A 12,894-nucleotide genomic window follows, 5' to 3' on the forward strand; every position below is an offset into this window, starting at 1 on the left:
ATCGTGCGGTTCGCACGTATGATCAACGCCGACTTGTGTGCGGTTCGATAACCGCTGGGTTATCGACGGAGGGCCGGGGGGCCGGTGGAACTACGGGACATCGAGATCTTTCTTGTGCTGGCCGAGGAGCTGCATTTCGGCCGGACCGCGCAACGGCTGCACGTCTCCCAGGCACGCGTCAGCCAGGCCATCAAGAAGCAGGAGCGGCGCATCGGTGCCGAGCTCTTCAGCCGCACCAGCCGCACGGTGTCCCTGACCGAGGTGGGCCGGCAGTTCCGTGACGACCTGCAGCCGGTCTACGCGGGTCTGCACGATTCCCTGGAGCGGGCGCAGTTGGCGGCCCGCGGCATCACCGCACAGCTCCGCGTCAGCCTCATGCCCTTCAACGTCGCCGATCTGCACCACTACTGGAAGGCGTTCCGCGGGCGGTATCCGCACTGGGGACTCCAGATCCGGCAGGCGACCTTCACCGATGTGTTCGGCCAGCTCCGCAACGGCGACATGGACGTCATCGTCGCCTGGCTGCCGGTGGAGGAGCCCGACTTCACCGTCGGGCCGACCCTCTGCTCCGACTCCCGGATCCTCGCGGTGGCCCGCGAACACCGGCTGGCGGCGCGGGACTCGGTGCCGTTGGAACTGCTCGCCGACTTCCCGCACGCCTCCGCCCTGGGCATGCCGGACTACTGGGAGGACAGCTACCTGCCCTTCCACACCCCGCGGGGCCGGGCGATCGAGCGCATGGCGTACGCGGCCTCGGACACCGCCGACGAACTGATCGCTCATGTCGGCATGGGCGAGATCATCCATGCCTTCCCCGGCCATGTGACCAGGTATTGGGGCATGTCGAACATCCGGTGGCTTCCCCTCCCCGACATGCCGGCCATGCAGTTCGCCCTGGTCTGGCGGACGGAGGCGGAGAACGACCTCATCCGCGCCCTGGCCGACACGGTACGAGACCTCGGGGTGTTCCGCTTCTGACCGTACGCGCGGCGGACGGCGCTACGTTCGGAGCACGCCCTGGGGAGTGACCGGCTTCCAGTCGTGGACGAGGAGCCCGAGGAGGACCTCGTCCAGGAACTCGCCCATCACCCACGCCGAGGAGCGCAGCACTCCCTCGCGGACGAAGCCGTTGCGCTCGGCGGAGCGCAGCATCGCGGGGTTGTCCGACAGGGTCTCGACCTGCAGCCGGTGCAGCCCGCGCACGGTGAAGCCGTAGTGGCACAACACCGCGACCGCGTCGGTGCTGTAGCCCTTGCCCCGGGCCGACGGCAGCAGCGCGAGGCCGAGGTGCGCGGAGCGGTTGTGGGGGTCGACGCGCCACAGCTCGGCGGTACCGACGAGCGTGCCGCCGTCCAGTTCCACCACGGAGAACGGGACGAGTCGCTCGTTCGTGTCGTCCACGGCGAACGGTGAGTCCTTCGAGCCGGGCGAGACCGGGCGCCAGGGCTGGACTTCGGACCGCGAGTAGGTGGCCACGTCGTCGTGGAGCCCGGCCCGCAGGATCGGGATGTCGTCCTCGTGGCGGGCTCTGAGCCCGACCTTGTCGCCCGTCAGCATGGGAGCTTTGTATCCGACCGGTCCGGCCGGCGACAACCCGATTTACGGGACGCCGTCGGGGCCGCCGCGTGCTGGGGCCCGGGCCGGGCCGCCCCGCCCGCGGCGTGCCGGGCGGGGCCGCGCGGTCGGTCAGTCGCGGTCCGTGTGTTCGCGTACGACGGTTCCCTTGGCGGAGTCGATGTCGTAGGTGGTCTTGTTCCAGTCCCGGGTGACGATGTCGACGGACCACACGGTGTCGTCGAGTTCCACGGCGGTGACGGTGCCGGCCTTGCGGGCCGTGGCCGTCTTCACCGCCTGCGGGGCGGGGACGGTCGCCGCCGCCAGCTGTTCGGTCACCTCGCTCTTGTCGTCCGCGTCCTGTCCGGGCTCGACCCGTGAGCGGGTGACCTTCCCCGTGACGGCGTCGACCTGGACGTCATGGAGCGTGCCGTCCTTCGCCGCGACCCTGACGTCCCACACCGGCGGTCCGGGGGCGGCGGGGCCGGTCGGCGCCGGAGTGCCCGAGGCGGTGCCGCGAGCGGTGGTCAGTTCGATGTCGACGAGCCGGCCGTCCGGCACCTCGGCGACCGCGGTGTCCCCGGCCTTGTTCCACGTGATCTTCGCGGCGGGCACCAGAGCTTCGCGCTCGCGCTGGTCCTCGGTGAGCCCGGCGCCGCCCGAGGGGCTGGCCGCCGGGGAGGACGGGGCGTCAGGCGCGGCGGTGACGGGTGCCGTTGCGCCGCCGCAGGCGCCGGCGAGCAGCGTGGACGTGACGGCGAGGCAGACGGCCAGGCCGCGGAGTCGCGAGGGTGTCTTCATGGCCGCCACGCTTCACCCGCCCGCGCGCGGGCGGACACGGGCCGCGCCGTACACCACCCGAACGCGCCCCCGGTCACGTCCGAACGGGTCAGCGAACGGGCCGGCGGACGGGCCGGCGACCGGGGCCCGCCGTCGGTGGGCGGCACTCCCCCGCCCTGTCCTCTCGCCGTCCCGCTCTCGTCGGTGCCGGCCGGCGTCGTCATGCTTCCCCCACAGTGAGCGATGCATGCATCATCTTTGCTTGAGAACACTTGAAGCTGATGCTTTTCGAGCATGTATTGACACACCGCTGGCGGCCCGACAGAGTCAGGCGGCACACGAGCCCGCCTCTGGACCGAGGAGTGTCATGCCCATGTTCCCTTCGCTGTCACGTCGTTCACTGATGGGAGGAGCGGTCGCGACCGGAGCGGCCCTGGCCGGTGTCGGTGCGGCGGCACCGACCGCGTCGGCGGCACCCGCGACCGTCACTCCTCGACGGCGACCCGGACAGAAGTCCATGATCAACACCCCCTACGACGCCCACCGGACCGTCCGCGTCGGGGTGATCGGCCTCGGCAACCGGGGGTCGGGCATGACGCTGGGCTGGGCGGCGGTGCCGGGCTGCGTCGTGACCGCCGTCTGTGACATCCGCTCCGACCGCGCCAAGCGGACCGCCGACCAGCTCGTCGCGGCGGGCAAGCCCCGGCCCGCCGAACTCGGCGGCTCCGACGCCTCGTTCCGCGAGCTGCTGAAGCGCGACGACATCGACCTCGTGTACATCGCCACGCCCTGGGAGTTCCATCACTCGCAGGGCAAGGCGGCGCTCCTCGCCGGGAAGCACGTCATCGTCGAGCTTCCCGTCGCCACGGAGCTGGACGAACTCTGGGACCTCGTCGACACCTCCGAGCGCACCCGCAGGCACCTCATGCTCGCCGAGAACTGCAGCTACGGCCGTAACGAACTGGCCATGCTCAAGATGGCCCACGAGGGCCTCTTCGGAGAGGTCACCAACGGCCACGGCGGCTACCTGCACGATCTGCGCGAGCTGCTGTTCTCCGACACGTACTACACCGACGCCTGGCGGCGCCTCTGGCACACCCGCAGCACCGCCAGCTTCTACGCGATGCACGGTCTCGCCCCGATCGCCGCCGCCATGGACATCAACCGCGGGGACCGGATGACCACCCTGCGCGCCACCGCGACCGAGCCCAAGGGCCTCGCCGACTACCGGGCCCGTTTCGTCGACCGGTCGCATCCGTCGTGGAAGGAGACGTACATCAACGGCGACCTCGTCACCTGTCTGATCGACACCGCGCAGGGCCGCGTCATCCGCGCCGAGCACGACGTCAGCTCCCCGCGGCCCTACAGCCGCATCAACACCCTCGCGGGCAGCCGCGGCATCTTCGAGGACTACGCCGGCGTCACCTCGTCCTCCGGCGGGCGCGTGTACGTCGAACCGGACCATTCCGGCCACAGCTGGCGGGACTTCGCCTCGTACCGCAAGGAGTTCGACCACTGGCTGTGGAAGAAGATCGGTGACGACGCCGAGAACAACGGTGGTCACGGCGGGATGGACTACGTCCTGCAGTGGCGCACCGTCCAGCAGATGCGCGCCGGACTCGTGCCGGACATCGACGTGTACGACTCGGCCGCGTGGTGCGCCCCGGTGCCGCTGAGCGCGGCCTCGCTCGCCGCCGGTGGGCGCCCGGTGGCCGTCCCCGATTTCACCCGCGGTGACTGGGTCAACCTCCGGCCCGGCCTGGACTCCCGCGCCTCGGACATGCCGCCGGTCGGCTGACCTGCCCGCAGCAGCACCCCACCCCTTCCCCAGGAGCAGTCATGACACGTCCCAGCGCGTGGCGCATCGTCCGCAGAGCCGGGGCCGCCGCCGCGGCCGCCGTCGTCCTCCTCGTCCCCACCCACGCCTCCGCGGCCCCGGCCGTGGGCTCGGCCGCGGGCTCGGCGACCGAGACCAGGACGGAGGTGACCCTCTCGCCCGTGGACCTGGACGGTCCCGTCATCGCCGCCGTGAAGGTGACGGTCAGGAACGCCGGCCCCGATCGCCTCCGGTCCTTGCGGATCGCGTTCGCCGGGCCGGTGGGCTGGGCCGTACAGCCCTCCGTCCAGGGGGTCGACGGGAGCGTCGCCGCCGGTGCGACGGCCCACGCGACCTTCCGTATCCAGGTGCCGGAACGCCGCCCGGGGTTCACGGTACGGACCTTCACCGCGACCGCGACCTACCGCGGAGGCGACGGCGCGGGCACCGCCATCGGCACGCGCTCCGAGATCAGCGGCACCCCGGTGGCGAACCTCGCCGCCGCGTACAACAACGTGGGGGTCACCGACGAGACGGACACCGCACCCGGCGACTACGACGGGGAGGGCAACAGTTTCTCGGCGCAGAAGCTCGCCGCCGCCGGCCTTGCCCGAGGGACCACGGTGACCGCTCTCGGCGCCCGCCTGACCTGGCCGGACGTCGCGCCCGGCACCAAGGACAACGTCTCCAGCGCCGGTCAGGCCATCGCGCTGACCGGCTCGGGCGGCAAGCTGGTGTTCCTCGGGTCCGGGGTCACCAGCGGCGCGACCGGACGTGCCACCGTCCATTACACGGACGGGACGACGACGTCGGGCACCTTCGGCTTCCCGAACTGGTCGTTCGACCCGGCGAACGCCCATGGAGCGACGCTGGTGGCGTCGTCCGACGGTCGCAACCGCCCCAGCGGTTACGGCAACGCGGGGATCGCGTACCGCGTGTTCGCCCACTCCGTGCCGCTCGATCCCGCCAAGGAGGTCGCCTTCGTGGTCCTGCCCGGCAACGCCAACATCCACGTCTTCGCCATGGCTCTCGCACCTTGAGCCGGCCCCGGGACGGGGCGGTGGCGTCGGGGAGCGCTGCGGAGCGTCCTCCGGGTCCGCGTGGCACGGCGTCCGCGCGGACCCACCTCCGCCGCGCTCCTCCCGGGAGCGTTCATGCCTCGTACCGCCGTGTCAGCTCGCGGTCGTCGGCTGCGCCGACGCGGCGGCGCGGCGGTGTTCGGCGTTGATGCGCTGGGCTTCTTCGAGCTGGTCTTCGAGGATGATGATGCGGCAGGCGGCCTCGATCGGGGTGCCCTGGTCGACCAGTTCGCGCGCGCGGGCGGCGATCCGCAGCTGGTAGCGGGAGTAGCGGCGGTGGCCGCCCTCGGACCGGAGCGGGGTGATGAGGCGGGCTTCGCCGATGGCGCGCAGGAAGGCGGGGGTGGTGCCGAGCATGTCGGCGGCCCGGCCCATGGTGTAGGCGGGGTAGTCGTCGTCGTCGAGTCGGCCGTACGAGTCGTCTGCTGTCATCTGGACCTCTCCGGTACTTCTGTCGGGAACGTGTGGAGGGGCCTTGGTGCCATACGGCACCAAGGCCCCGAGGGAACTGCTACACCATCTGCCGGCTCTCTTACTGCGCCGGCCTTCTGTTTCCGCCGCCCCGATCGCTGTGGGTTCGGGGCCGCGGGGATCGCGGTTGCTTGACCGGAGACCACCTCACTATCGATGTCCTGCGGTACCCGGGCGCGAGACTGCCCGCCCGGGCGATCCTGATGGCGTCCTCGTCCCTCCGTTCTTCCTCGGTGATCCACTTCGTCGACTGCGGTTGTGCATGCCCGGCAGGTCGTCTCTGTCGGGCCCTCTGTCTCTCTGAGCTACGAGAGAAACCATAATGAAGCAGTCGCCGAATGTCTACTCTGGCGAACATAGATTTTCGCGGGCTCGGCGGTGAGGTAATTCATCCTCGGGCAGTAGGGACGGTCGCGATGCGCGAGCACGGGGCCGAAGGGCTCAGAACGTCGGGGTCTTCGACCTCAGCGCTCACCGGCGACCAGTTGCCGCTGATCGCCGGGCTCGACACCGGCAGCACGCTCCTTCGACCACCGCGACCCCGAGACGGTCGCCTGGCTCGGCACGCGCCGCCTGGACAGCCGACCGGCGGAAGCCGCGTCCGTTCGTACCAGCCGCGATGGCGGCCGGACGGAAGGTCGGCGACGGTGAAGGTGATGCCGGCCGCTCTGCCGGCACGTCTTCCGCCTGGGCAAAGGGAGCCTGTCATGTCCGAACGCAACACGATGCTGCGCAGTCTGCACGATGTGGGGCTGGCCGCCTGGTTCGGCGGCTCCCTCATGGGCGCTGTCGGCCTGAACGGCGCCGCCCGCGACGAGGGCGGCACATGGGCGACGAGCGTACGGATCGCCGGCGCGGGATGGACGAAGTGGACGCCGGTCAACGCGGCGGCGATCGCCGCGCACCTCTTCGGCTCCGGCGGTCTGCTGGCCGTGAACGCCCCTCGCGTCGCCGCCCAGCAGGGCGTCGCTTCCTCCACCCTCGCCAAGACGGTCCTGACCGGTGCCGCTCTGGCGGCCACCGCCTACAGCCGCGTGCTGGGCAAGAGGATCGAGCTCGCCGCCTCCTCGGACCCCGAGGACGCCGCCAAGGCGGCCGAACACCCCCTCGACACGGACAAGGCGCGCAGGCACCTGGCCTGCATGCAGTGGGCGGTCCCCGCGCTCACCGGCGGCCTGGTGATCCTCAACGCCCTGCACGGTGAGCAGCAGCGCCCCGCCGAACAGGTGCACGGTGTGTGGCAGCGGGCCCGCTCACTCGCCCCGGACATGCCCTCCGTCCCGCACTGGAACCTCACGCACTGACCCCCGGTCCGCCCCCGGTGAGGTGAGCCCGCACCGGGGGCCGCGGGGGGGGCACCCCGTCAGGACGACGGGGCGAGGACGCAGAACTCGTGGCCCTCCGGGTCGGCCAGGCACCTCCACGGGACGTCGCCCTGGCCGAGGTCGACGTCGGTGGCGCCGAGGGCGCGCAGCCGGGCCACCTCCGCCTCCTGATCGTCACCGGGGTACGGCAGCAGGTCCACATGGACGCGGTCCGGCACGGTCTTCCCGCCGGGCGTGCGGAAGAACTCGAGATACGGGCCGACGCCCTTCGCCGAGCGCAACACGGCGCGATCGTCCGTCACTTCGAGCAGTGTCCAGTCCACCGCCTCGCCCCAGAACCGGGCCATGGCGCGGGGGTCCTCGCAGTCGACCGCCACCGCGGCGATCGGGCCGGTGTCCCGGTAGATCTCCCGGGGCTCCAGGACGCAGAACTCGTTGCCCTCGGGGTCGGCGAGGACGGTCCACTCCACGTCGACCTGGCCGATGTCGGCGGGCGTCGCGCCGAGCGCCCGGAGGCGCGCGACCAGCTCCGCCTGATGGGCGGCCGAGGTGGTGGCGAGATCGAGGTGCACGCGGTTCTTCGTCGCCGTCTTGGGCTCCGGGACGGTGACCACGTCGATGCAGACGGCCGTCGGGTCGGGCCAGACGAATCCGTCGCCCGGTTCGACGTTGGTCACGCCCGGTCCCTCGCTGGACACGCCCCAGCCGAGAGCCTCCGCCCAGAACCGGCCGACCGCCGAGTCGTCGAGAGCCTTGATGTTCACATTGACCGGTCGAAGTGCCATGCCCGCGATCCTACGCAGCCGCCCGGAACCGGCCTTCGCCGCGTCCGCGCGTCCGCCGTGTGGCCGTTCGGCGCCTCGGGCCGGCCAACTGCGCTTCCCGGCCTGTCGGCGGACGCCTTCGGCGCGTCCGCCCCGGCCGGTGTTCCTACGTGGCGCTGCGGCGGGCCGTGAGCAGGAGGTACTCCCAGTCCATCGCCCCGTCGGAGAGGTGCTTCGCAGCCAGGTCGTCGAGGGCCGCGTCGAGTTCGGCGACGCGCTCCGGGTCCTCGCCGATGAAGCGGTACGTGGCGATGGTCGGTCCGTAGCAGGTCTTGAAGAACTCCCGGAACTCCTCCGGCCGCGAGAACCGGTCGACGTGCAGCGGCTGCCTGCGGGCGTCGACGTCGGTCACGCGGTCCCCGAACAGGGTGCGCACGTGGTCCGGGTCGCCCCACAGCGGCGGCGGCTGCGCACCGGGCGGCGGCGGTGGGGCGTAGGGGCGCATCGTCGCGAACATCTGCCCGATGAACCCCGCGGGGGTCCAGTTGATGAGGCCGATCGTGCCGCCCGGGCGGCAGACGCGGACCAGTTCGTCGGCGGCCTGCTGGTGGTGCGGGGCGAACATGACGCCGACGCAGGACATCACCGTGTCGAACTCGCCGTCGGTGAAGGGCAGCGCTTCCGCGTCCGCTTCCCGCCACTCGAGTCGGGCGCCGCGCACCCCGGCGAGGTCCCGTCCGGCCTCCAGGAGCTCGGGCGTCAGGTCGGAGGCGACGACTTCGGCGCCGAGGAGGGCGGCGGGGATGGCGGCGTTCCCGGAGCCCGCCGCGACGTCGAGGACGCGGTCGCCCTGGCGGACGCCGCACCCCCGTACCAGCTCGCCACCCAACTCGTGGATGACCTGTGACGCCACGGAGGGATAGTCGCCCAGCGCCCACATCGCACGGTGTTTCGCCTTCACGGCGTCGGGTGCGGCATTCTCGTTGGTCATGTCCTTATATCTAACGCTCGCGGGGGCGCTGGAATCTGGGCCAAGAGGGTGACGTCGGAGCGCGCGGCCCCGGGGGGGCGCACGACGCACCCGCGGCGATGCGCGCCCGGTGCGCCCGGCGCTTCGTCTTACGGGTGCGGTGGGCGGGGAGCGCGGGCGCGGCGTCCGCGGACCAGGCGGCCCAGGGCCCAGCGAGCGGGACCGGCGTACGCGGCGAGGGCGACGGCCGGTCCCTCCATGCGCAGGGTCGTGGCCGAGCCGCCGGGCCGGGAGAGCACCGCGTGGTGCAGCCGGAGACGCACCGGACCGATGGCGACACGCCACACCCATCGCCGCCGTCGCTCGTCGACGGATTCCACGACGAAGCCCGCGGTGACACCGAAGAGGGAGACGACCTCGCCCCGCATGCCGGGCGTGATCCGCTCGCCCGCGACCCGTACCGCTCTGATCTGCGGCGACCACGTCGGCCAGCGGGCGGGGGCGACGTAGCACGACCACACGTCCTCGGCGGGGGCCGGGCCCGTGGCCCGCAGCGTCAGGACCGCCATCGGGTCCTCGCCGGCCCGGTCGTGGACGAAGGCTGGGTGATGCCGGACCTGTCCATGCGGCGCACGCGCTCCTCGACGATCGCGACCGGTGCGGTGGTGACCGCCCCGTCTCCCGGTCACCGCTGCTGGGGATCACCATCGTGACACCGCGTCGACGACCTCGCGCGATCGGGCCGGGGCCGGGGAGGTGCGCAGCACGACGCTCACACGGGGGTGGCCGGGGGGCCGGCCCGGTGGGGTCGCCGTAGCGGACGGCCGCACCGCGCCGGCGACGGTGTACCGGCGGCGCGAGGGGGCAGACGAGCACTCCCTACGCGGGTACGCGCGTGCCGGGCGCCCGTTTCCCCGCCGCCGGCGGAGAGGCGGGCCGGGCGCGGAGCCGCCGACCGCGCTCGGCCCCGCGTGCCGTACGGACATGACTCGGAAAGGTCGTCGCGAACGATGTCGTCGAAGATCCTCGAAACGGTGGACGTGAACGCCCCTGTCTCCGTCAGCTGGCAGCTGTGGAGCGATGTGACCCGCTGGCCCACCTTCCTCCGCCATGTCGAGCGCGTGGACCGGATCGACGAGAAGCGGTTCACGTGGTGGCTGTCCCTCCCCGGCGCGGACAAGTACTTCGCCGCGGAGCTGACCGAGGCCGTGGCCGAGGAGCGGATCGCCTGGAAGACCACGGCCGGCGTGCACCACACGGGCATCGTCGTCTTCCAACAGCTGAGCGACACGGCGAGCCGGGTGACGCTCCACATCGACTACGACCCGGAAGGTTTCATCGAACACCTCGGAGCCCTGACCAACCTGGACAAGGTGCTGGCCAACTACGACCTGGGGCAGTTCCAGCACATGGCCGAGGAGGTGGCGGCCGCCGCGCGGTAGGGGGTGTCTTGTCGCCCCCTGGGGCGAACCGGCCGAGATACGAACGCCCGGGACCGAGCGGTCCCGGGCTTTCCTCTGTGGTGCCTCGCCGGTTCCGTCCGTCGGGCAGGACGGTTATGCGCCGTACAGAGGCTCTTCGCCGTGCTCGGTCCGCGACGCGTCGACCTGAGCGCGGGCGTCCGCGACGCGTCGGGGAAGGTCCGGGGCGGCGGCCCACTCGAGCAGGACGTCCGCGTGGCACTTCTCGTCGAGGGCGCAGACACACGCCAGGTCCTTGCCGGCCAACTCGTCGAGACCCGCCAGGATGCGCTCCCGTGCCCGGTCGCCCTCGTCGCCGAGCCAGTGGTCCCGATGGCCGCTGAGCCATGACCGGAATGCGGCGACGACGTGAGCGCGTGCCTCGTCCCGGGTGTAGCCGAAGTCGCGGACGGCGTCGGCGATGCCGAAGGGATTGCCGAATCGGGAGGTCCGGTCGACGATGACGCAGTCGGCGGGCTTCCTCCACCCCTTGGTTCGCCGTCGTTGCACGCGGTGGGGCATCGGAGCTGCTCCTGACGGTCGGATCGGGAGGGCCGTCTGCCCGGTCAACGGGCGGGGCGTCGGGGCGGCGAGCTGCTGTTCCACGGCCAGGAGCCGGGCGCGGGTCTCGGGCGTCATCATGTACGCCCCCTACCCCGACGAGCGCCCGACCGTCGCAGCCCGGCCCCCGAAGATCGAAAGGTACGCGGCCCGCGGCGGGAGTCCTCCGCGCCGCGCCCGCGCGTCGCCTCACCGACGCGTCCTCACCTGCCCGTATCCCATGGTCTCGTGCCCTCTGTGTGGCGTGAGCGCGCCGTCTCAGGGCAGCAGGGAGGAGGGCCTGTCGGTCTACGCTCGGGAGGCGGCGGCCCGGGGGGTCGGGGCCGGAACGGAGCGGTGGGTTCATGACGATCGGAGTTCCGGTGAGCGGCGCGGCGCGCGATCGGGGCGGGCGCCGGGCGTACGCGCGTGCACTGGCCCGTACGCCGGTCGCCGTCTGGGCGGACGACCTCACGGACTGGGCCGCCGCCCTGACCTACTACGCGGTCCTGGCGGTCTTCCCGGCGCTTCTGGTGCTCGTCTTCTCCATGGCGCTGCTCGGCACGGGCTCGCCGCAGGAGGTCATCGCGCAGGTGGAGGCCTTCGTGCCGGAGGCGGCCCGTCCCGTGCTGGCGCAGGCACTGGGCGGCCCGCAGGAGGATCCGTCGGTCCGGTGGATGCTGGTCGTGCTCACGGGTGGCGCCGCCCTCTGGTCCTCCACCAGCTATCTCGCCGTGTTCCGCCGTGCGCTGCACGCGATGTACGGCGTTCCCGACTGCCGCCCCGCGTGGCGGACGCTGCCCGCCGTCCTGCTCAGGGCGTTGGCCGTGCTGGCCCTGCTGGTCAGCGGTGTCCTGACCCTGACGGCCGCCGAGCGGGTCGCGCGGGCCATCGGGCGGGGTACGGGGACGGACCATCAGGCCGCTCTCGTGTGGGCCGGGTTGAAGTGGCCGCTGTTGCTGCTGGTGGTCGTCGCCCTGGTGCTGCTGCTCTTCCGGTCCGGCCCGCCCGAGGGGCGCGGCGTGCGGAAGACCGTGGCCGGCGGGGCCCTGGCGGTGCTGCTCTGGCTGCTCGCGTCGCTGGGGTTCGCGTTCTACGCGGCGCATGTGGCGACGTACGACCGCCTGTACGGCTCCCTCGCGGGTGTGGTCGCGTTCCTCGTCTGGCTGTGGGTCTCGCACGTGGTGCTTCTCGCCGGTGCGCAGTTCAACGCGGAGCTGGACCGGGACCGGGAGCGGCGCCCGCAGGCGCCCGACCCTTGCGCCGAGGCGGCGTAAGCCGCCCTCCGCTCCCCCGCGGCTCGTCGGCCCCTCGACGTTCTCGTACGTCTCCTCCGCGCCACGCAGCGCCCGTAGGCCCCGGCTGTCCGTGGGCGGAACAGGGGCGTTGTCAGTGGTGCGCTGTAGCTTCGGATGCGTTCGAGAGGTTGTGCGAGAGAGGGGAATTCGTGGCGAACGAGCGTGCGTTGAGGGTCGTCCTCGTCGATGTGAACGAGGAGGTGGTGGCGGCCTGGCGGTCCGCGTTCGCGGACACGCCCGAGGTGGAGATCCGGCGGGGCTCCCTTCTCGACGTGGACGTCGACGCATGGGTCTCCCCCACGAACGCGCGCGGTCGGATGGACGGTGGCGTCGACGCCCTTGTTAAGCGGCGCCTCGGGGCGGGCATCCAGGTGCGGGTGCAGCGGGCGATCCGGGACCGGTTCGTTGGGAGCCTGCCGATCGGCAGCGCGGTATGCGTGCCGTCCGGGGCGTCCGTGCCGCGCTTCCTGATCTCGACCCCCACGATGCGTGAGTCGTCGCAGAACGTCAGCGAGACCGTGAACGTGGCGCTGGCGTGTGCCGCCGCGTTCCAGGCCGTGCATCTGCAGAACCGGGCGAAGCCCGGCAGCATCCGGTCGGTGGCGCTCGTGGGGATGGGCGCGCGGACGGGGCGGGTCCCCGCGGGGGTGTGCGCCAATCTGATGTGGACGGGCTACACCCTGTTCCACGACCACGGGTTCGCGGACTACGACGAGCTGCGCACCGCGGTGTTGGGCCAGCTCGACGACATCGAGGGAGCGGGGTCCGCGCGGCGGGTCCGGATCAACGTGCCGCAGCGGCCTTCCTTTCGTCGCTGACACGAGCCTGCCGCAGGCC

General features: G+C 72.0%; 14 protein-coding genes. 7 read left to right on the forward strand and 7 right to left on the reverse strand.

Annotation, left to right across the window (positions count from 1 at the left end):
- Nucleotides 1–84 precede the first annotated feature (84 nt).
- Nucleotides 85–978, forward strand: a complete 894-nt coding sequence (locus ACZ6RC_RS28435) for a LysR family transcriptional regulator (protein ID WP_391136181.1) — start codon at nucleotides 85–87, stop codon at nucleotides 976–978.
- A 21-nt stretch (nucleotides 979–999) separates the two neighbouring features.
- Here ACZ6RC_RS28435 and ACZ6RC_RS28440 read toward each other — a convergent pair whose 3' ends face one another.
- Nucleotides 1,000–1,557: a GNAT family N-acetyltransferase gene (locus ACZ6RC_RS28440; protein WP_453619066.1), complete on the reverse strand. Its 558-nt coding sequence runs from the start codon at nucleotides 1,555–1,557 to the stop codon at nucleotides 1,000–1,002.
- Between the two features lie 129 nt (nucleotides 1,558–1,686).
- Entirely contained in the window at nucleotides 1,687–2,355 is a 669-nt protein-coding gene (locus ACZ6RC_RS28445; RefSeq protein ID WP_469588430.1) for a PepSY domain-containing protein, read from the reverse strand.
- A 346-nt stretch (nucleotides 2,356–2,701) separates the two neighbouring features.
- Between ACZ6RC_RS28445 and ACZ6RC_RS28450 the strand changes: the two genes are divergently transcribed.
- Complete coding sequence (locus ACZ6RC_RS28450; RefSeq protein WP_391136190.1) at nucleotides 2,702–4,132, forward strand: Gfo/Idh/MocA family protein; 1,431 nt, start codon at nucleotides 2,702–2,704, stop codon at nucleotides 4,130–4,132.
- A gap of 41 nt (nucleotides 4,133–4,173) precedes the next feature.
- Complete coding sequence (locus ACZ6RC_RS28455) at nucleotides 4,174–5,190, forward strand: NEW3 domain-containing protein (protein ID WP_469588433.1); 1,017 nt, start codon at nucleotides 4,174–4,176, stop codon at nucleotides 5,188–5,190.
- Between the two features lie 132 nt (nucleotides 5,191–5,322).
- Here the strand turns inward: ACZ6RC_RS28455 and ACZ6RC_RS28460 are convergent, their stop codons facing one another.
- Nucleotides 5,323–5,661, reverse strand: coding sequence for a helix-turn-helix domain-containing protein (locus tag ACZ6RC_RS28460; RefSeq protein ID WP_469588435.1), 339 nt, complete (start codon nucleotides 5,659–5,661; stop codon nucleotides 5,323–5,325).
- 746 nt (nucleotides 5,662–6,407) lie between these two features.
- On the opposite strand from ACZ6RC_RS28460, the gene ACZ6RC_RS28465 reads away from it, so the two are divergent.
- Nucleotides 6,408–7,004, forward strand: a complete 597-nt coding sequence (locus ACZ6RC_RS28465) for a hypothetical protein (RefSeq protein ID WP_453619075.1) — start codon at nucleotides 6,408–6,410, stop codon at nucleotides 7,002–7,004.
- Between the two features lie 59 nt (nucleotides 7,005–7,063).
- On the opposite strand, the gene ACZ6RC_RS28470 is transcribed toward ACZ6RC_RS28465, so the two are convergent.
- The 3 genes from ACZ6RC_RS28470 to ACZ6RC_RS28480 form a co-directional block, all read right to left on the reverse strand.
- A complete protein-coding gene (locus tag ACZ6RC_RS28470; RefSeq protein WP_391136203.1) occupies nucleotides 7,064–7,810 on the reverse strand; it encodes a VOC family protein in 747 nt (248 codons plus the stop codon).
- A gap of 145 nt (nucleotides 7,811–7,955) precedes the next feature.
- A complete protein-coding gene (locus ACZ6RC_RS28475; protein ID WP_469588440.1) occupies nucleotides 7,956–8,780 on the reverse strand; it encodes a class I SAM-dependent methyltransferase in 825 nt (274 codons plus the stop codon).
- Nucleotides 8,781–8,908: 128 nt separating this feature from the next.
- Nucleotides 8,909–9,328, reverse strand: coding sequence for an SRPBCC family protein (locus ACZ6RC_RS28480; RefSeq protein WP_469588443.1), 420 nt, complete (start codon nucleotides 9,326–9,328; stop codon nucleotides 8,909–8,911).
- Nucleotides 9,329–9,769: 441 nt separating this feature from the next.
- Between ACZ6RC_RS28480 and ACZ6RC_RS28485 the strand changes: the two genes are divergently transcribed.
- On the forward strand, nucleotides 9,770–10,201 hold the full coding sequence (locus ACZ6RC_RS28485) for an SRPBCC family protein (RefSeq protein WP_469588445.1): 432 nt from the start codon (nucleotides 9,770–9,772) through the stop codon (nucleotides 10,199–10,201).
- A gap of 114 nt (nucleotides 10,202–10,315) precedes the next feature.
- Here ACZ6RC_RS28485 and ACZ6RC_RS28490 read toward each other — a convergent pair whose 3' ends face one another.
- Nucleotides 10,316–10,861, reverse strand: coding sequence for a DUF4326 domain-containing protein (locus ACZ6RC_RS28490; protein ID WP_453619081.1), 546 nt, complete (start codon nucleotides 10,859–10,861; stop codon nucleotides 10,316–10,318).
- Nucleotides 10,862–11,124: 263 nt separating this feature from the next.
- Here ACZ6RC_RS28490 and ACZ6RC_RS28495 point away from each other — a divergent pair, with 263 nt between their 5' ends.
- Both ACZ6RC_RS28495 and ACZ6RC_RS28500 read left to right on the forward strand, forming a co-directional pair.
- The gene (locus ACZ6RC_RS28495; RefSeq protein WP_469588448.1) at nucleotides 11,125–12,036 is read left to right on the forward strand and encodes a YihY/virulence factor BrkB family protein; all 912 of its coding nucleotides are present in this window, start codon (nucleotides 11,125–11,127) and stop codon (nucleotides 12,034–12,036) included.
- Between the two features lie 170 nt (nucleotides 12,037–12,206).
- Nucleotides 12,207–12,875 (forward strand): macro domain-containing protein, encoded by a 669-nt coding sequence (locus tag ACZ6RC_RS28500; RefSeq protein ID WP_469588451.1) that lies wholly within the window; start codon nucleotides 12,207–12,209, stop codon nucleotides 12,873–12,875.
- The last annotated feature ends 19 nt before the right edge of the window (nucleotides 12,876–12,894 follow it).

It is taken from the genome of Streptomyces sp. NPDC048353, assembly GCF_055587165.1.